Here is a 17,774-nt window from a genome sequence, read left to right as displayed (position 1 = left end):
CCTTGGATGTGCGAAACGGAGACTGCAGGCAATAGCCTCGAAGTCCGGTATTAACAGACCGACAGATCTCCGAATCTCTACTTCCGGGCCGCCAGCAATCAGTCAGGTGGACAAGCCGGTCGTCAGGCCGGCCCCCTACGCGCACCAGTCGCGCGAGCGACCGTTGACGCTGCGCGCGGTGTCGCCGGTGCCGAGGTCGACGAGCACGGTCGAGGTCGCGCTGAAGCCCGGCTCGCCCGGGTAGTCGTCCGGCCGGCCCTCGACCGAGACGGTCTCGACGGCGAGGTACTGCCCGTTCGGCGAGAGGCAGACGCCGCGGATGCGGCCTGTCGGCGAGGTGCGGAACACCTCCGCGGTGCCGGACGCGTCGACGCGGACGACGGAGTACTGGGTCGCCCCCGTCTCCGGCGCGTACTCGGCCTCGAGCTCGACGTAGCTCCCGGAGTCGAGGAGCAGGATCTGCACGGGCGACGCGGTCGCGCTCACGTCGGCCGGGGGGAGGGCGAGCGTCTCGACCGAGCCGTCGGCCAGGTCGATCAGCGAGCCCGACTCCGGATCGGCGACCACGAGCCGGTTCGCGCCGGGCACGAATCCGCGCAGCTCCGCGTGCTGCCCGAGCGGGCTGATCGAGCCGGGCGTCAGCAGGTCGAGCAGGAGCACCGTGTCGTCGAGCGAGTGGGTGACGACGGAGGTGGTGCCGGGCACGAACATCCAATCGCGCGCCCGCAGCGGCCCGCCGTCGATCCCGACCACGGGGACCGCCTCGGCCTTCTGGTCGGTGAGGTCGTAGGAGTAGAGGGCGCGGTCGAGCGGGCCCGACGGCGCCTGCCCGGTGAAGGTCCAGCCGAGCACGCCCTTCTCGGGCGAGGAGTGCAGCTCGCGCACGGTCCCGGGGCCGGGGAGCGGGATGACGCCCTCGGAGCCGGTGTCGAGCGTGACCGTGCGGAGGAGGTTCGTGTCGTCCGGCTCGATGGTCACGACGACCAGCACCGGGCCGACGACGGCGTAGTCCTGGATCCGGTCGGCCGTGACGAGGACCCGGGCGTCGCCTCCGGAGAGCGGGCGGACGCGGACGGCGTCGGGCTGCGAGGGGTCGTCGGCGGTGCGGTCGAGGGTGAAGAGGTCGGGGTCCTTCGTGGTGAAGGAGGCGGAGACGTCGGCGGCCGAGCCTGTCGCGGCGCTGCGGGCGTCGTCGATTTCGATCTCGTAGCGGGTGGCGTAGCGGAGGGTGTCGGTGAACGTGACGGTGAGCACGCCGCCGTCGAGCTCGGCGGTGTGCGGGGCGTCCGGAGCGACGCGGACGCGGTCGAGTGCGTCGGGCTCGAGAGCCTGGTCGAGGTGCAGGCGGGCGCGGGAGCCGTCGCGCTCGACCACGCCGTCGGTGCTGACCTCGAGGGAGGCGACCCGGGGCCCCTTCGCGACGGTGGCGGCGGTCAGGCCTCCGACCGCGAGGACGAGCACCGCGACGACCGCCCAGAAGAGCCGCGGGAAGCGGGAGGCGCCTGCGGAGTCGAGGCCGGGAGCCCGCCGCGCGCCGCCATCGGCCCGTCGCCCGCTCAGCGCCGACGTGCCGCCGCCGGGAGACGCGCCGGGCTCGGGAGACGCGCCGGGCTCAAGCAACGGGCGGCGCTCCGGAGACGCGCCGCGCTCAGGATTCGCGCCGCGCTCAGGATTCGCGCCGCGCTCAGTAGACATACGGCATCGCAGGCTCGTCGATCGGAGTGAGCGCCTCCGGCTCCAGCACGACCGCCTCGGCGCTGGTGACGCTCGGGTTCGCGCCGAAGCCACCGCTCGCCTCCAGCCACTGCCCCTCCGACCAGGTGTCGGCCCAGCCGGCCTGGTAGACCGGCACGCCCACCGGCTGCGCGTCCACCGCGCAGCAGGTGACGACGAAGCGGGCGATGTAGAAGACGTTCTCGGGGTCGGAGGCGTCGGGGGTCACGAATCCGCTCACCGTCGCCGTGCGGCCGGCGAGGAACTGCTCGCTCGCGCCCTGACGCAGCAGGGTCGCCCAGTCGCGCACGCTGAACGAGGCCGTGTCGCCGGTGGGCGCCGCGGCGGTCACGGAGGCGTCGACGGCGCTCGTGTTGACCTCGCGCTGCGTCGCGGTCGAGGCGGTGAGGGCGGCCGGCGGGAGCACGAGCAGGGCGACGGCGGCGGAGGCGATCACCGCGACTCCGGCCGCGACCGCGACCACCCGGCGCCAGGGGCGGGCGGGCGCGGGGGCGTGGAGGTGCTCGACGTCGTCCTCGTGCTCGTGCTCGTGGGCGTCCTCCTCGGCGCCCGGCACGACCGCGAACGCGGCGATCAGCAGCACTCCGGCGATCACCGCGAGCACCACCGAGAACTCGAAGTAGCGGGGGTGGATGTAGAGGCCGAGCCGACCGGTCGCCGCGAGCCACAGGGTCGAGACGACGCCGATCAGGCTGAGGACGACGCCCTTCCAGCGGGCGAGGAGGCGCTCAGAGCGCATAGTTCACCGCCAGTCCCAGCACGGCCGCGGCGAGGGCGACCAGCACGGTGACGCGCACCAGCGTCGCGGCCGAGAACGTGGTGCGCAGCAGCGCGAGCATCTTGACGTCGATCATCGGGCCGAAGACGAGGAACGCGATGATGCCTCCCGGCAGGAACGTGGAGCCGAACGAGAGCACGAAGAACGCGTCGACGTTCGAGCAGATCGAGATGACGAACGCGAGGACCATCAGCGCCAGCACCGACCAGAGCGGGTCGCCGCCGAGCGTGGTCAGTACATCGCGCGAGACGCCGACCTGGATCAGCCCCGCGATGGCGGCGCCGACGAACAGCGCCGGCATCATCGCCCCGGTCTCCTCGGCGAACAGCAGCACGCTGCGCCGGGAGCGGTCGCGGAGGGAGCGGGAGGGCCGCTCGCCCGCCTCGCAGGCCGCGCGGAAGCGGTCGGTGAGCAGGCTCATCGGCTCGGAGTGGCGGCTGAAGATCCAGCCGACGAGGTTCGCGATCGCGAAGCCGCCGACGATGCGCCAGACGAGGATCCCGTCGGCCCAGCCGAAGGCCTGGTAGGTCGTGACGATGGTGATCGGATTCACGATCGGCGCGGCGAGGAGGAACGTCATCGACTCCGACACCGAGAGGCCCTTGACGATCAGCCCGCGCGCGAGCGGCACGTTGCCGCACTCGCAGACCGGGAGGAGCACGCCGAGCAGCGAGATCACGAGGCGCCGCGGGAGCGCCCGCTTCGGCAGGATCCTCAGCAGCACGGCCTCGGGCACCCACAGCTGCACCGCGATCGAGAGGACGATGCCGAGGAACACGAACGGCAGCGACTCGATGACGACGCTGATCGAGAGGGTGAGGAAGTCGCGCACCGCGTCCGAGAGGGCGTCGCCCGCCGCGTCCGGGGCGAGCAGGCGCGTCGCCACGAGGACGGCGACCAGGGCGAGCCCGAGGAGCGGCCCGCGCCGCGACCGCCGGGCGCCCGGGGACGCGCGGGTCGGGGCGGCGAGCGCGGATTCGGGGGACATCCCGACCCATCGTAGGCGGGGGCCCTGCGCGGGCCGGCGCGGGGCGCGGGCGCGGGGCCGCCGGGTGTCGCCCGGGGCGCACGAGAACTCGGAAGTGGCCGTACGGGAGCGCGAGTACCGCGACTTCTGCGTGATCGCGGTGTCGGCTGCGCCCGACCTGGCGAGATCCGGCCGCCCGCGAGTGTCCGATGGTCGTCGCACTCGCGCTCGAGTGCGACGACTTCTGGACACTCGGTGCGAGGGCGGGCGCCGAGGGTCGCGGGAGGCGGGCGCGGCACTCGCGCAGCGGCCCTCCGGGTGCAGGATGAGCGCATGCCCGCCTCCCCCGCGCACCCCCTCCGCGTGCGGATGAAGCCGCGCGCGATCGACGAGGCGCACCGCGTCTCGAGTCCGCTCGAGCTGCTCGTCGACCTGACCTTCGTCGTCGCGATCGCGCAGATCGCCCAGCAGCTCGCACACGCCACCGAGGAGGGGCACCTCGCCGAGGGGCTCCTCCCCTTCGGCATGGTGTTCTTCGCGATCTGGTGGGCGTGGATGAACTTCACCTGGTTCGCCTCCGGCTACGACACCGACGACGTGCCCTACCGGCTGCTGACCCTCGCCCAGATGGGCGGCGTCCTCGTACTCGCGGCGGGAGTGCCGGCCGGCTTCGAGGACGGCGACTACCGGGCGATCACCATCGGCTACGCGATCATGCGGTTCGCGCTGGTGAGCCAGTGGATCCGCGTCGCCGTGTCCACTCCGGAGCACCGCACCTCCGCCGTGCGCAACGCCGTCGGCTTCTCGATCGTGCAGGTCGGCTGGCTGCTGCGGCTGCTCCTGCCCGAGGAGGTCGGGGTGGTGAGCTTCCTGCTCCTGGTCGCCTGCGAGCTGGCGGTGCCCCTCTGGGCGCAGCGGGCGGGCGACGCGAACTGGCATCCGCACCACGTCGCCGAGCGGTACGGGCTGTTCACGATCATCCTGCTCGGCGAGGGCGTCCTCGCGGCGGTGATGGGCGTGCAGCGGGCGGTGACGGAGGCGGGCGTCAGCACCTCGCTCGTGCTGGTCGCGGCCTGCGGGCTGGTGATCGTGTTCGCGCTGTGGTGGCTGTCGTTCTCGCATCCCTCCGGCGAGCTGCTGGAGCGGCGGCGCGGCCTCTCCTACCGCTGGGGCTACGCGCACTTCGCGGCGTTCGCGGCCCTCGCGGCGCTGGGATCCGGGCTGGAGGCGGCCGTCGCTGCGACCGCGGGCCACCTCGAGGCGTCCGACACGGTGATCGGCGCGGCCGTCGCGGTCCCGGTCGCGGTCTTCGTCCTGACCCTGTGGGCGATGCACGCGCCGCTCGGCGAGCACCAGCCGATGCCCGCGCGGCTGGCGCTCCCCGGTGTCGCGCTGGCGCTCGCGACTCCGCTCGTGGCGGGGGCGCTCGGCGTGGGCGGGGTGCTGGTCGCGCTGGCCGCGGTGTCGGCGGGGCTGGTCGCCGCGGTGGTGGGGCGCGGGCGCACCGCGGAGTGACGGGGTCGGCGGGCGAGGCGCGTCGCCGTCGCGAGAGGCGCGTTGTGGGGGCGGAGGAGCGGACCGCGCCTCGAGACACCGCCCTCGTCGGCGAGACGCCGGCCTGGCGGCGGTGTCCCGGCGGGAGCGGAACGCCTCGGCGAGCGCGCCGCGGCGGCGGCTACCCCCGGCGCAGCAGTGGCTCCGGGCGGCGGGGCACCCAGCAGCGGACGCGCGAGCGGTAGCGCTCGAAGTCGGCGCCGAAGCGGGCGGCGAGGTCCGCTTCCTCCAGCGGGCGCACGGCCCGGTTCCAGACGACGGCGCCGAGGAGCGCGTACAGCACGACCAGCCACGACGAGAGCAGCAGCCCGACCGCCGCTCCCTGCACGATGCCGGCGACCGCCATCGGGTTGCGGACCCAGCGGTAGGGGCCGGCGATCACCAGCCGGTTGGTCATCGCGATCGGCAGCGGCGTGCCGTCGCCGAGGAGCGACATCGTGAGCCCCGACCAGATCCCGAGCGCGCTCGCCGCGACCAGCAGCAGGACGCCGACGCCGACGACCGCGGGCGGCGCCGCTCCGAGGTTCACGCCCCAGCGCTCCTCCAGCGCGGCGATCACCAGCGGGACGACGACCAGCGCGCCTCCCCAGAACACCGCGATCTGCCCGAGGGTCGCGGCGAGGTGCGATCCGGGCCGGCGGCCCGCGGTCGCGACGCGGAAGGAGAAGGGACCGGAGGCGATCCAGCGCGTGGGCACCCGGCCGAGCAGGAGCAGGCACGCCGCGACGACGGAGCCGCCCGCCGCGGCGAGCATCGCGACGACGCCCCAGCCCGCCTCCCCCGTCAGGGTGGCCCAGACGGCCAGGGCGACCGCGACGAGGAGCGTCCAGGCCGTCGCGGTGACGGCCGCCCAGCGGATCCCGGCGGCGGCGAGAGCGGAGGCGCCGACGAACAGCGGGAGGTCGAGAGCCGCGACAGGGACGGGATCGAGGCTGCCGAGCGTCGCGATCCGCACGGCGGGGACGAGCGCCACGGCGACCCACCAGGCCGCTCCGCCGAGCGCCTGCACGGCAAAGTAGAGGCGTCCCCAGGGCATGGCTGCACGGTACTTCATAGCTGAACCCAAGGAACGACCCAGGGCGTTGACGGGCTCAGCGCCCTAGGCTCGGAACCAGTTCCCGCCGCCTCCACGAGAAGCGGCCCACCACGACGCCAAGGACGACGCCGATGAACCGCACGACCGTGATCACCGCACTCGCCTGCGGGCTCCTCCTCACCGCCGCCGCAGCCACTCCCGCTGTCGCCGCGACCTCGGACACCGCCGGGGACTCCACCCGCTCCGTCGACGAGTTCGGCGTTCTCGCCGCGACCGACGGCGACACGCTGCTGATCAACGGGCGCGCCTTCCTCCTCGAGTAGGTCCTCCCCGCCGGGCACGGCCGCGAGGACGCCACTCGCGGCGCCGGCCTCCTGATCCGCCGCTGCGTCGACGTCGACGCCGCCGCGGCCGTATTCCTGGTGGCCGTCATCGAGGCCGCCGCCGCCGACTACGCCGACATCCTGCCCGTGCTCCCGCCGGCCGCCACCGAGACCGCCGCCCCCCGCCCGCCGAAGTCCGCGCCCCGATGGCCGGCGGGCGAAGCCGCGCAGCGGGCGACCCGGATCGTCATCCACCCCCACTAGGGTGACGCTACTCATGCCCGGTCCTCCGGCCGTGGACCGGATCCGACACGGATCCCGCGAGGGGTGCCGCCCGGCAGTCGTCTCGCCCGTTCGCGGACCGCCCTCCCCGGGAAGGCTCCGCCTCCCCGCGGCTGGAGTCAGCATGGAGTCCCCCTTCCCGCTCGCGCACCGGCGATCCGGCACCACCGTCGGACTGCTGTCGACCTTCCCGCCCACGCGGTGCGGGCTCGCGACCTTCACCGAGGCCCTCGGCGGAGCACTGGAGGACGACCACGGCGCCGGCATCCGCACCGTCCGCGTGATGGACGAGCTCGCGGTGCCCGGATCGACGCCCGGCACGAGCGTCGTGGCCGAGCTCGTCGCGGGCGACCCGGCGAGCACCGCCCGCGCGGCCGCCGAGCTCGACTCCTGCGACGTCGCGATCATCCAGCACGAGTACGGCATCTACGGCGGACCCGACGGCGACGAGGTGATCGCGCTGATGGAGCGGCTCGCCGTGCCCGTGATCGTGGTCCTGCACACGGTGCTCGAGACGCCCACCCCCTCGCAGCGCCTCGTGCTGGAGCGGGTCGCCTCCCTCGCCGACGCGGTCGTGGTGATGACGGCCGTCGCGGCCGAGATCCTCGAGCGCCGGTACGACGTGGACGCCTCGCGCGTCGTCGTCATCGCGCACGGCGTCCCTGTCTGGAACGCGGCCGCCCGCCCCGCCGCCGCCGCGGATCCGCAGATCATCACCTGGGGCCTGATCGGCCCGGGCAAGGGCATCGAGTGGGGGATCCGCGCGATGGCCGACCTGCGCGACGCCGGCGTCTCCGCCCACTACACCGTCTACGGGCAGACGCACCCCAAGGTCGTCGCGCACGCCGGCGAGGCCTACCGGGAGTCGCTGGCCGACCTGATCGCCGAGCTGCGGCTCGAGGACCGGGTCGTGCTCGACGGCCGCTATTTGGATCCCTCCCAGCTCGCGGCGGCGGTCGCCGAGGCCGACGCCGTCCTGCTGCCCTACGACTCCCGCAACCAGGTCACCTCGGGCGTGCTCGTCGAGGCGCTGGCCGCCGGACGACGGGTCGTCGCGACGGAGTTCCCCCACGCTCTCGAGCTGCTCGGGAACGGCCGCGGCCGCGCGGTCGCGCACGAGGACCCCACTGCGATGGCCGCTGCGCTGCGCGAGGTGCTCGCCGACTCCGCCCCCGCAGCCGCTCCGGCCGCCCTCTCCTGGCCCGCGGCCGCCGACCTCTACCTCGATCTCGTCGAGCGCCTCCGCATCGAGCACGCGGCGTGACCGCGGGGCCCGCCCTCGCGACGGCACTCCCCTACGAGCACCTCGACGCCCTCACCGACGAGCGCGGGCTGCACGAGCACGCGCTGCTCGACGCGCCCCGTCCCGAGCACGGCTACTGCGTCGACGACGTCTCGCGCGCCCTGATCGTGGTGGCGCAGGAGCCGGAGCAGACGTTCCGGACCCGACGCCTCACGGAGCAGTACCTCCGCTTCCTCGAGGCGGCCGCCGAGCCGGACGGCACCGTGCACAACCGGCTGTCGCCCGACGGCGAGTGGGCCGACGCCTCCTCGCTCGGCGACTGTTGGGGCCGCAGCGTCTGGGCTGCGGGGGTCGTCGCCGCGCACGCCGAGCTGCCGCTGACCCGCCGCCGCGCGATGCGGCTCTTCCTCCGCCTCGCGGAGGAGCGCTCGCCGGACCTGCGCGCCATGACGTTCGCGGTGCTCGGCGCGGTCGAGGTCGTCGCCGTCCGCCCGCACTCGCTGGTCGCGGTTCAGCTGCTGCACGACGCCGCGCCGATGCTCCTCTCCTGCACGGATCAGGCCTGGCCCTGGCCGGAGGCGCGCCTGCGCTACGCCAACGGCTGCGTCCCCGAGGCGCTCCTGGCGGCCGGCGAGGCGCTGCAGGATCCGCCGCTGCTCGCGCGCGGGTTCGCCGCCCTCGCCTTCCTGCTGGGCCTCGAATCGCGCGACGGCCGCCTCTCGGTGACGGGCGTGGCCGGCCGCGGGCCGGACGAGCTCGGAGTGCTCTTCGACCAGCAGCCGATCGAGGTCGCCGCCATCGCCGCCGCGTGCGCCCGCGCCCTGACGCTCGACGAGGATCCGCTCTGGCGCGAGGGCCTCGCCTCCTGCTGGGCCTGGTTCCACGGGGTCAACGACTCCGCGACCGTGATGGTCGATCCGCTCTCCGGCGCCGGGTACGACGGGCTGGAGCCTCAGGGGCGCAACGAGAACCGGGGCGCGGAGTCGACGATCGCCGCCCTGCACACCTCGCTCGTGGTGCGGCGGGCCGGCCTGCAGCCGACGCGGCCGAGCGTCCCGGCGGCCCCCGCGGCCGTCGCCGCCCGATGACCGCAGGACCCGGGGACCCGGCGGCCGGGCTGCGGATCGCGATGCTCGCGCCGGTCGCGTGGCGCACGCCGCCGCGCCACTACGGGCCGTGGGAGCAGGTCGCGAGCCTCCTGACCGAGGGGCTGGTCCGCCGCGGAGCCGACGTGACGCTCTTCGCGACCGGCGACTCCGTGACGACGGCCGCGCTCGAGTCGGTCGCTCCGACGGGCTACGCCGAGTCGGGCCGCGACGGCCGCGTCTGGGAGGCCCTGCACATCGCGGCGGTCCTCGACCGCGCCGGCGAGTTCGACCTGGTGCACAACCACCTCGACTGGCTGCCGCTCGCCCTCACGGCGCAGTGGCCCGTGCCACTCGTGACGACGGTGCACGGCTTCTCGGGGCCCGAGATCCTGCCCGCCTACCGCGAGGCGCTGCGGCATCCGCGCACCGCGCACCTGGTGTCGATCTCGGACAGCGACCGCTCCCCCGAGCTCGACTACGCGGCGACGGTGCACCACGGGATCGACGTGGACGGCTTCCCCGCCGGATCCGGAGGCGAGGACCTCGTGATCCTCGGCCGGATCCACCCCGACAAGGGCACGGCGGAGGCGATCCGGATCGCCGCCGCGGCCGGGCGGCGACTCGTGATCTGCGGCATCGTCCAGGACGAGCGCTACTGGCGCGAGGAGGTCGAGCCGCTCGTCGACGGGACGCGCGTCGTCTACCGCGGCTCGGTCGGGCCGGAGGAGCGGGCCCTCGTGCTCGGCGGGGCGCTCGCGCTCCTGCATCCGATCGGCTTCGACGAGCCGTTCGGCCTCTCCGTCGTCGAGGCGATGGCGTGCGGGACGCCGGTGATCGCGTACCGCCGCGGATCCATGGCCGAGATCATCGACGAGGGCGTCACCGGGTACGCGGTGGGCTCCCTGTCGGAGGCGGTCGCCGCGGTCGAACGGGCGGGACTCCTCGACCGCGCGGCCGTTCGGGAGACGGCGCGCCGCCGCTTCACCGTGGACCGGATGGTCGACGAGTACCTCGCGGTGTACGCGGGAGTGCTGGGGCGCTGACGCCGGCGTCACGTCGGCATCGGATGCTCGCGTGACTCCCGGCCCGCTGCACCGAGTCGCCCGAGAAGGCTCGTTCTCGACGCGGAGAACGAGCCCTCCCGGGCGACTGAGCGATGCTGATAGGAAGAGGCCGTGCCTCGACCTCATCTCTTCGTCACCCGCGGAAGCCTCCTCCACTTCGCCTGCGACGCGTGGCTCCTGCCGACGGACCGCTTCCTCTCGTTCACGGACTTCTGGCGCGGGGTGCCGCAGCTGGAGGATCGCGCACGCGCCGTACTGACTCCGGAGTTCTCGGACGGCCGACAGGCGGCACTGCCGCTCGCGCCGCGCGACGGCGACCCCACTCCCGTCCTCACCGCCGTCCCCGATCGCGCCGTGCACGACGCCGAGGACAGCGAAGGACTCGCCGACATCGCCCGCCGCCTCCGGACCTTCGTCGAGGTCGCCGCGCGGACGGTGACGAGGGATCGGCGCACGAGGCGGCCGCTGCCGCTCCTGGCCGTGCCGCTCTTCGCGACGGCGGGAGGAGGATCAGGGACCCTCCGCGACGCCGTGCTCGCCCAGCAGCTCCGCGTGCTGCGGGAGGCCGCCGAGGCGTTCCAGGTCGACATCGCGATCGTCACCCTCCGCGCCGACGTCCACGCCTTCGCCCAGTCCAGGCGACGACTCGATCCCGCGACGTCCTGGCCCGAGCTGGAGGCTCCGGCCCTCGAGGAGGCGCAGAGCCTCGCCGAGCGCGCCCGGCGCCGCCGGCTCGTGCCCTTCCTCGGCGCCGGGACCAGCGTCAGCGCCGGCGGCCCCTCCTGGGACGGGCTGCTCGAGGAGCTCGGTCGCGAGATCGGACTCGACTCCGAGACGTCCGCGGTCCTCAGCGGGAAGAACGTGCTCGACCAGGCGTCCTACCTCGCGACGCTCTTCGACGAGGAGCAGCCCGGACGGTTCGCCGAGGCCGTCGCCCGTGAGATCGGCTCCCTCGAGCGGTACGGTCTCGCTCCGGCGCTCCTCACCGCGATCGACTCCGAGCAGGCCATCACGCTCAACTACGACCGCCTCTTCGAGACGGCGTCCGAGGACGCGGGCGTCCCCCGCGCCGTTATCCCCGGCGACCACGAGGGCGACCACGAGCGCTGGCTGCTGAAGCTCCACGGCACCGTCGACGACCCGTCCTCGATCGTCCTCACCCGCGACGACTACCTCGGCTTCGACTCCTCCCGCCGCGCCCTCTCCTCGATCGTGAAGGCCACCCTCGCGACCCGGCACCTGCTCTTCGTCGGCTTCGGCCTCACCGACGACCACTTCCACGAGATAGTCCACGACGTCCGCCGCGCGTTCCCCTCCTCCGCCTCGGGAACGCTCGCGACCGCGCTCACCCTCTTCGCGGATCCGCTCGACGCGCGCCTCTGGCAGGGGAGGCTGCGGCTCGTGCCGATGCTGCCGGTGCCCCGCGATCCGTCCCGCATCGGCGAGGCCGCCCGCGTCCTCGAGATCTTCCTCGACGCCCTGGCCGCCTTCGCGACGGACGCCCACTCGTACCTCCTTGCACGGGGACACGAGAGCGCGATGACCGAGGCGGAGCTGCGGCTGCGGGAGCGGCTCACCGCGCTGCTGCGGGAGGTGACGGCGGAGGAACGGGCGACCGGAGCGTGGCAGGAGGTCGCGGGGATGAGTGAGCGGCTGGGTGGGGACGGGCGCTAGCTCGGACAGCGCTCGTCCCTCGAGGGCCGAACGGCCGAGCCGGCGGTCGTCGGCGAGTCCTGCGCGGATGGACGAAGGACCAGCGGATCGACTGATCGCGGGCGAGAGGTCACCGGCTTCCCGCCCGGCACCGCTCAGACGGCCTCGTGGAGCTCGACGTTGTCCTGATACTCGAAGTGCGTCTGGACACGATCCGACACGTCGATGTTCTGCAGCTTGCTGGACGCGGGGATGAAGCCCACCAGACCAGCTGCCGTCTCACCGGCCTGAGCCGTCCGGTAGACGAACTTGAGGATCGTGTCGTTGCGGGAGTGGTAGCCGTAGACCGCTTCGTCGACCGAGGCGGTCAACGAGTCCCAGTTGCTCTTCGCTCCGATCGCGGTGCCGAGGAGATGTGCGGCCTGGATACGCGGCCCTCCGGGCTTCGTGCCCATGGACTGCGCGGCGACGACCATCGCCCTCGCTCCCAGACTGTGACCGATGAGCACGTACGACTCCGCGTTCGTGCGTGCGAGCAGATCACCGATGATCACGCCGGTCTTGTCGGCGCGGTTCTTCGCGACGTGCCAGGGGTTCCTCGCGAGGTCCGAGGCGATCATCGCCGGCCCGGCGACGCCTCCGAGAAGCTTCGCCCCCGCCTTGTGCCCGAGCGCCGCCGCTCCTCTGAGCAGTCCCATGGCGACGCCCTTGCCTGCTGCGCCCAGGGCGAGATCCGTCAGATCCCGCAACTCCTTCGACCCCCATCGGACGCGGTAGACGGGCGAGTCCGGGTAGCGGGAGTCGACGATCGACTTCCACTTGCCCCATCGGTCTCCCTCACCGTCGGTGAGGAACCCGTTAGCGACGACCACGGGGACGCCGCCCGTTCCCGGACGGAGCAGCTCGATCTGGAACGACTTGTCCTCGCTCAGGTAGGCGTTCGCGACCGATGCCCCGAGGACACCTCCCACCGCCGCTCCGACGGCCGTCACGACCGCCGTGCCGCCGGCCATGCCGAGCCCGCCCGCTGCGAGGGTGCCGCCGCCGAGCAGCGCGAGTCCGTGTGAGCTCGCCGCTGCGCCGGTGAATCCGCCGAAGACGCCGAGCGAGCCGATCGCGCCGCCGATGGCGGGAGCGGCGAGGAGAGCGACCGGCGCCGCCATCGCGAGGACAGCGATGCCGCCAACGATGATCTTCGAGGTCGCGTCGAGGTCGGGCTTCTCGTACTCGAGGAAGGCCTCGTAGTCGTGCAGCTCGCCGAAGCTCCCCTGGGCCTTCTCGAAGCCCGGGATCTCGTGCTTGTGCTCGGCGCAGAACTGGGGGACGCGCAGAGCGCCGCGCTCGCGCACCGCCATGTTGCCGCAGCCGACAGCCACGCACGGGAGCGTCGCGGATCCGCAGCCCTGGCAGACGTACACCGGAAGCTGCCCCGCGGGACGGTTGGACTTCCGGTGCTCGGTGTTGAAGAAGCACGACGAGCACCATCCGTGCTGGACGTCCAGCAGCGAGACGTCGTCTGCGACGTCCGCGATCCACTGCGCCGTCTTCGCGTACGTCTCGGCCACTTTCTGTGCGGTCCGCCGCTCCTGCTCCACCTGCTGGAGAGCGGCCTTCTGCTCGGCCGGATCCGAATACGCGAGAGCCTCGGCATTGGACGTCATGCGGGCGCGATACCAGGTCTTGGCGTACGCCCACATGTTGCTGCGCAGTGCAGGATTGCTCTCGAGAACGCCACCGCTCTCCGTCACCGGCTCGAGATCGGTGAATTCCCCCGCAAGGGAGAGAGTCGCTCCCTGATCCGAGACCACATCCACTCGGAGACGGGTTCCTTCGACGACATAGGCGTGCAGTGAGCCGGGCATGGGTTGATCGTGCCATATCGGTCGAGGCCCGGTTCACCGCGGAGGGGCTGTCGCTTCCTTCTCGATCGGTCGCCGTCCCGTTGATTCTGCGCGCTCATCGCGTCGGACTCTCCCCCATACCAAGACCGGAGCAGACGGACTCGAAGACGGTCAGTGACACCCCCTCCTCTCCCGGCGCGAGAAGGGAGCCGATGCGGTAAAAGTCGGTACCGTCCGACAGACTCACCGGAACGACGAAGGGGACGAAGTGCAGTTCACGATCAACGGCGCCACCTACGAACTCACACGGGAACAAGTCGAGAGCACCCTCGCCCGTACCGCGCCGGCCGAGGTGAGCACGTACTCCGTCGAGGTGAGGGGCATCCGCTTCCCCGTGAAACAGGTGATCTCCGAGGTCACAGGTCTGCAGAGGAGCGAGTTCACCTCCGGCCAGGCACAGCGGGTCCTCACAGGGCTCGGATTCCTGGTGCTCAGCACTGCTCCGGGAGCTCGAGGGCGCATCTCTGGTTCCACGCGGTCCTTCGACGGCGTCGAGTGGGGGCTCGCCGCATCCGAGCACGGTTACGAGGAAGCGTCCTCGGGCAAACTGCATCTCCCAGGATGTGCTCACGGCGTGACGACTCCGATCCGCATCTGGGCTCAGGACGAAGTGCTGAAGGCCTGGGGTGCTGCGCCGGATGTCGATCTCAGGACGCTGACGCGACCGGGATGGTGCTCGGACTGCGCGGCCATAAGAGGAACGACCGACCCCGGCGTTCCAGCGGAGCAACCGGAGACGTCCGGACGGACGGGCCGGGCGGAGCGGACGGCGATCGCGCAGGCCGCCCGGGTCGTCCTCGACGGTGGTCTCCGACGCCAGGCCTCCGCGTTCGACGGCCGGACGGTGACCTGGACCGCTGATACTGCGGCGGCACTCCGGCGAGCGATCGAGACACCCGGGTCGACCGGCACTTTCCGTGAGCGGATCGCCGAGCAGATGACTGATCAGCCGAGGGCGGTCGTCCTGCTCGCCGCTGAGCTCTGCTTCCTGCAGCGCCTCCCCCTCATCAACATCCGGGCGCAGACGAAGCTCGCTCTTCTGCAGGAGATCCTCGACGTGCTGCCCGATCGCCCCCGGGTCCCTGATGTGATCGTCGACGCCCTCGACACTCGCGGCGTCTTCAACGGCGGTCAGGGGTTCAACCAGCAGATCGCACAGCATCTCCTCTGGTTGTGCGATTTCGTCCGGCAGTGGGACGCCCTCGCGTCCGACGATCGCGAAGCCGCGCTCGGCGATCCCTGGCTCTTCCGCGACCGCACGCTCGACATACAGGGTGATGCTCCACCGATCCGGAGCTCTCTGCTCGCTCTGGCCTGGCCGAGCTGCTTCGAAGCAATCGTCTCCGTCGCGCAGAAGCACGCGATCCGCGACGCCTTCGCGGGAGCGCTCCCGACGGTGACGGACGACGTCGACCGCGATCTGCTCGCTCTGCGGGACAGCCTCGACCCGAGCGGCGAGCTCGACATCGCCTGGTACTCGCCACCGTGGGACGCGGAATGGTGGCTTGCGGCACCGCCGACCGAGCATCGCGGCTGGGCCGTACCCTCGGCCGCTCCCGGCGCGCCACTCGCCCTCCCAGGCCTCCACGTCACGCTCCCGCCGGATGGCGGTCGAAGCGGCATCCGCGACGAAGCGCTCCGTTCATGGAGAGACTGGCCGACGTCCGGGGCCGGTCCGCGACCGCTCATCACCGATCTCCTCACCGAGGTGGATTCGGCTGCGCAGTTCCTCGTGACGATGGCGGCCGGCGATCAGGTCTTCGTCGACGGCTCCGACGACGTGCACTGGGGCGTCATCGGAGAACTCGATTCCCGAGGACGACGCGGCGTCGACTGGCGAACGCCGGTCTCGAGGTCGGAGATACCGAACGCCGTCCTCGACGTCCTGTCCGGCAGCGCTCCGATCACCGACGTCGGCTTCCTGATATCGCCGCCGATCGCACCGGCGCCCGCACCTCCGCTGTCCGGCCCCCTCCGCCTCCCCCGCAGCACGCCCGAACTCGCGGGTCGCCTGCATTACGACTCACTGTGGCTGAACGAGGTGCTGGGTCTCCTCGAGGAGCGTCGCCAAGCGATCTTCTTCGGGCCTCCCGGAACGGGCAAGACCTATCTCGCCCGTGCTCTCGCCGACTTCATCGCGCCGAAGGGCGCGGTCCGCATCGTCCAGTTCCATCCCTCCTACTCCTATGAGGACTTCTTCGAGGGGTTCCGGCCGACTGTCGATGAGAAGGGGTCCGCGAGTTTCCGACTCGCACCGGGGCCGGTACGTCTTCTCGCTGCTGCGGCGGCGGCGAACCCGACAGTGCCGCATGTGCTGATCATCGACGAGATCAACCGGGCGAACATCGCGAAGGTGTTCGGCGAGCTCTACCTGCTCCTCGAATACCGCGACGCCGGGGTCTCACTGCAGTACTCGCCGGAGGAGGACTTCCGTCTGCCCGAGAATCTCTTCGTCATCGGAACGATGAACACGGCAGACCGCTCGATCTCCCTGGTGGACGCGGCGATCAGGAGGCGGTTCTCGTTCGTCGAGCTGCACCCCGCAGAGGAGCCGGTACTCGGCCTGATCGAGCGATGGTCGAAGGCACAGCACCATGAGATCAGCCGAAGTGCTCTGCTGAGGCAGCTCAACGAGCGGATCGGCGACCTCGACCGCGATTTCCAGATCGGCCCGTCCTACCTCATGGGCGCTTCTGCCCGCACGGATTCCGGATTGGCGAGGATCTGGGAGTACGACATCCTTCCGCTGCTCGACGAGCACTACTACGGACGCTTGTCTCGCGCGGAGGTCCGGGCGACGTTCGGTCTCAGCGCTCTCGAGCCCGGTGCTGTCGCGGATCCGGACGAAGCGGTCGACGACGCTCCGGCCGGATGACCCGCGTCGAGTTCGACGAGAACGGCGGCTGGACGGCGGTCTCGTTCGACCCTGAGGTCATCGGTCGCGTGTGCAGCGCAGGGCTGCTCGAATCCCGCATGACAGCGTCAGGCGCCGAGGTGAAGCCTCAGCTCAACAGGATCGGGGCGATTCGGATCGATGGCGACGAGGTCGTCGTCCGTCCGAAGGCCGCCTTCTCCTCGGTGCTCTTCATGCTGGGGTACGCGGCGGACCCGGGCTTCCGACCGGAAGAGGTCTCCGGCGACGGCAGGGAGATCTTCCCCGCGGTCGCCGAGACGTACGCGCGCATCGCGGAACGTGCACTCGGGCACGGCCTCCTGCAGGGGTACCGACGGTACGACGAGAGCGCCATGACGGTGCGCGGGCGGGTCCGGTTCTCCGACCAGATGTCGCGCCGCGGCGGACGACTCCTCCCGATCGAGCTGACGGTCGACGACTACTCGGCCGACATCGTCGAGAACCGGATCCTGCGTGCGGCCGGCCGGCTGCTGCTCGCCGTGCCCCGCGTGTCGCCGGACGTCCGGCGGCGCCTGGCGCACCTCGACTCGAGATTGTCGGAGGCGGCCCTCCTGCGGCCAGGGACGATGACGCCGTCGTGGCAGCCGTCGCGGCTGAACCAGCGCTATCAGCCCGCCCTGCGCTTCGCCGAACTCGTGCTCGCACGCATCACGCCCACCACGACGAACGGCGGCCACACCGTCGCCTCCTTCGTCGTCAATATGGCGGAGGCGTTCGAGGCATTCGTGACCACGACTCTGAGCAGCGCTCTCTCAGGGGTCTCGCGGGGCGTCAGTATCGGTCAGTTCCCCGCTCATCTCGATCTCGAACGACGCCAGCCGATCCGACCCGACTTCGTCCACGTCGCCGGCGGCCGACCAGTGGTCGTCATCGATGCCAAGTACAAACTCGGACCACCGAGGGTCGAGGACCTCTACCAGATGCTGGCCTACTGCACAGTGCTCGGGCTGGCTGAGGGGACGCTCGTCTACGTCTCGAGCGCCGGAGACACGAGTGACCGAACAGCGACGGTGAGAGGCTCCGGTGTCGTGGTTCGGACGGTGCGGATCGACGTCACGAGGCCGCCCGCCGAGATGGTTGCTCAGCTGGCCGACATCGGTCGAGCGGCTGCCAGGCGGGCAGGGATCAATACTCCTTCCGGCCTCTGAACTCCGCGCCTCGTCATAGGGCCGCCCGCTCCATCGGACGACTCAGCCCAGACGGCCCGCCGCCTCAATCCCGCCCCACACCCCACTCC

14 protein-coding genes are annotated in these 17,774 nt (G+C 72.0%); 9 read left to right on the top strand and 5 right to left on the bottom strand.

The window, feature by feature from the left end:
- Positions 1-135: 135 nt before the first annotated feature.
- The 3 genes from C5C39_RS15390 to C5C39_RS15380 form a co-directional block, all read right to left on the bottom strand.
- Positions 136-1,620 (bottom strand): hypothetical protein, encoded by a 1,485-nt coding sequence (locus tag C5C39_RS15390; RefSeq protein ID WP_104353788.1) that lies wholly within the window; start codon positions 1,618-1,620, stop codon positions 136-138.
- A gap of 64 nt (positions 1,621-1,684) precedes the next feature.
- Entirely contained in the window at positions 1,685-2,473 is a 789-nt protein-coding gene (locus C5C39_RS15385; protein ID WP_104248332.1) for a TIGR03943 family putative permease subunit, read from the bottom strand.
- The gene (locus C5C39_RS15380; RefSeq protein ID WP_104223382.1) at positions 2,463-3,500 is read right to left on the bottom strand and encodes a permease; all 1,038 of its coding nucleotides are present in this window, start codon (positions 3,498-3,500) and stop codon (positions 2,463-2,465) included. Before C5C39_RS15380 ends, C5C39_RS15385 begins: the two co-directional genes overlap by 11 nt.
- A gap of 312 nt (positions 3,501-3,812) precedes the next feature.
- Here C5C39_RS15380 and C5C39_RS15375 point away from each other — a divergent pair, with 312 nt between their 5' ends.
- Entirely contained in the window at positions 3,813-4,994 is a 1,182-nt protein-coding gene (locus tag C5C39_RS15375) for a low temperature requirement protein A (protein ID WP_219813346.1), read from the top strand.
- Positions 4,995-5,154: 160 nt separating this feature from the next.
- On the opposite strand, the gene C5C39_RS15370 is transcribed toward C5C39_RS15375, so the two are convergent.
- Entirely contained in the window at positions 5,155-6,069 is a 915-nt protein-coding gene (locus C5C39_RS15370; protein ID WP_104353787.1) for an isoprenylcysteine carboxylmethyltransferase family protein, read from the bottom strand.
- 131 nt (positions 6,070-6,200) lie between these two features.
- On the opposite strand from C5C39_RS15370, the gene C5C39_RS15365 reads away from it, so the two are divergent.
- The 6 genes from C5C39_RS15365 (at position 6,201) to C5C39_RS15345 (ending at position 11,743) form a co-directional block, all read left to right on the top strand.
- The gene (locus C5C39_RS15365) at positions 6,201-6,392 is read left to right on the top strand and encodes a hypothetical protein (protein WP_104223384.1); all 192 of its coding nucleotides are present in this window, start codon (positions 6,201-6,203) and stop codon (positions 6,390-6,392) included.
- Positions 6,393-6,491: 99 nt separating this feature from the next.
- Positions 6,492-6,656, top strand: a complete 165-nt coding sequence (locus C5C39_RS17640; protein WP_181136409.1) for a hypothetical protein — start codon at positions 6,492-6,494, stop codon at positions 6,654-6,656.
- Positions 6,657-6,798: 142 nt separating this feature from the next.
- The gene (locus C5C39_RS15360; RefSeq protein ID WP_104353786.1) at positions 6,799-7,938 is read left to right on the top strand and encodes a glycosyltransferase; all 1,140 of its coding nucleotides are present in this window, start codon (positions 6,799-6,801) and stop codon (positions 7,936-7,938) included.
- Complete coding sequence (locus C5C39_RS15355; protein WP_181136408.1) at positions 7,935-9,005, top strand: glycosyltransferase; 1,071 nt, start codon at positions 7,935-7,937, stop codon at positions 9,003-9,005. Before C5C39_RS15360 ends, C5C39_RS15355 begins: the two co-directional genes overlap by 4 nt.
- A complete protein-coding gene (locus C5C39_RS15350; RefSeq protein ID WP_258075860.1) occupies positions 9,002-10,048 on the top strand; it encodes a glycosyltransferase family 4 protein in 1,047 nt (348 codons plus the stop codon). Before C5C39_RS15355 ends, C5C39_RS15350 begins: the two co-directional genes overlap by 4 nt.
- Before the next feature lie 132 nt (positions 10,049-10,180).
- Positions 10,181-11,743, top strand: a complete 1,563-nt coding sequence (locus C5C39_RS15345) for an SIR2 family protein (RefSeq protein WP_104353785.1) — start codon at positions 10,181-10,183, stop codon at positions 11,741-11,743.
- Positions 11,744-11,877: 134 nt separating this feature from the next.
- On the opposite strand, the gene C5C39_RS15340 is transcribed toward C5C39_RS15345, so the two are convergent.
- Positions 11,878-13,383 carry a DUF726 domain-containing protein gene (locus C5C39_RS15340; RefSeq protein ID WP_219813345.1) on the bottom strand — a complete coding sequence of 502 codons (1,506 nt, stop codon included), beginning with the start codon at positions 13,381-13,383 and terminating at the stop codon, positions 11,878-11,880.
- Between the two features lie 448 nt (positions 13,384-13,831).
- Between C5C39_RS15340 and C5C39_RS15335 the strand changes: the two genes are divergently transcribed.
- Both C5C39_RS15335 and C5C39_RS15330 read left to right on the top strand, forming a co-directional pair.
- Positions 13,832-16,498 (top strand): AAA family ATPase, encoded by a 2,667-nt coding sequence (locus C5C39_RS15335; protein WP_104353783.1) that lies wholly within the window; start codon positions 13,832-13,834, stop codon positions 16,496-16,498.
- A complete protein-coding gene (locus tag C5C39_RS15330) occupies positions 16,495-17,685 on the top strand; it encodes an McrC family protein (protein ID WP_104353782.1) in 1,191 nt (396 codons plus the stop codon). The genes C5C39_RS15335 and C5C39_RS15330 overlap by 4 nt, the downstream gene beginning before the upstream one ends.
- The last annotated feature ends 89 nt before the right edge of the window (positions 17,686-17,774 follow it).

The sequence above is a fragment of the Rathayibacter sp. AY1F3 genome (assembly GCF_002931975.1).
GTDB lineage: Bacteria > Actinomycetota > Actinomycetes > Actinomycetales > Microbacteriaceae > Rathayibacter.
The sequence above is the reverse complement of the archived record's forward strand: the minus strand, read 5'-3'. Positions and strand labels throughout refer to the sequence as shown.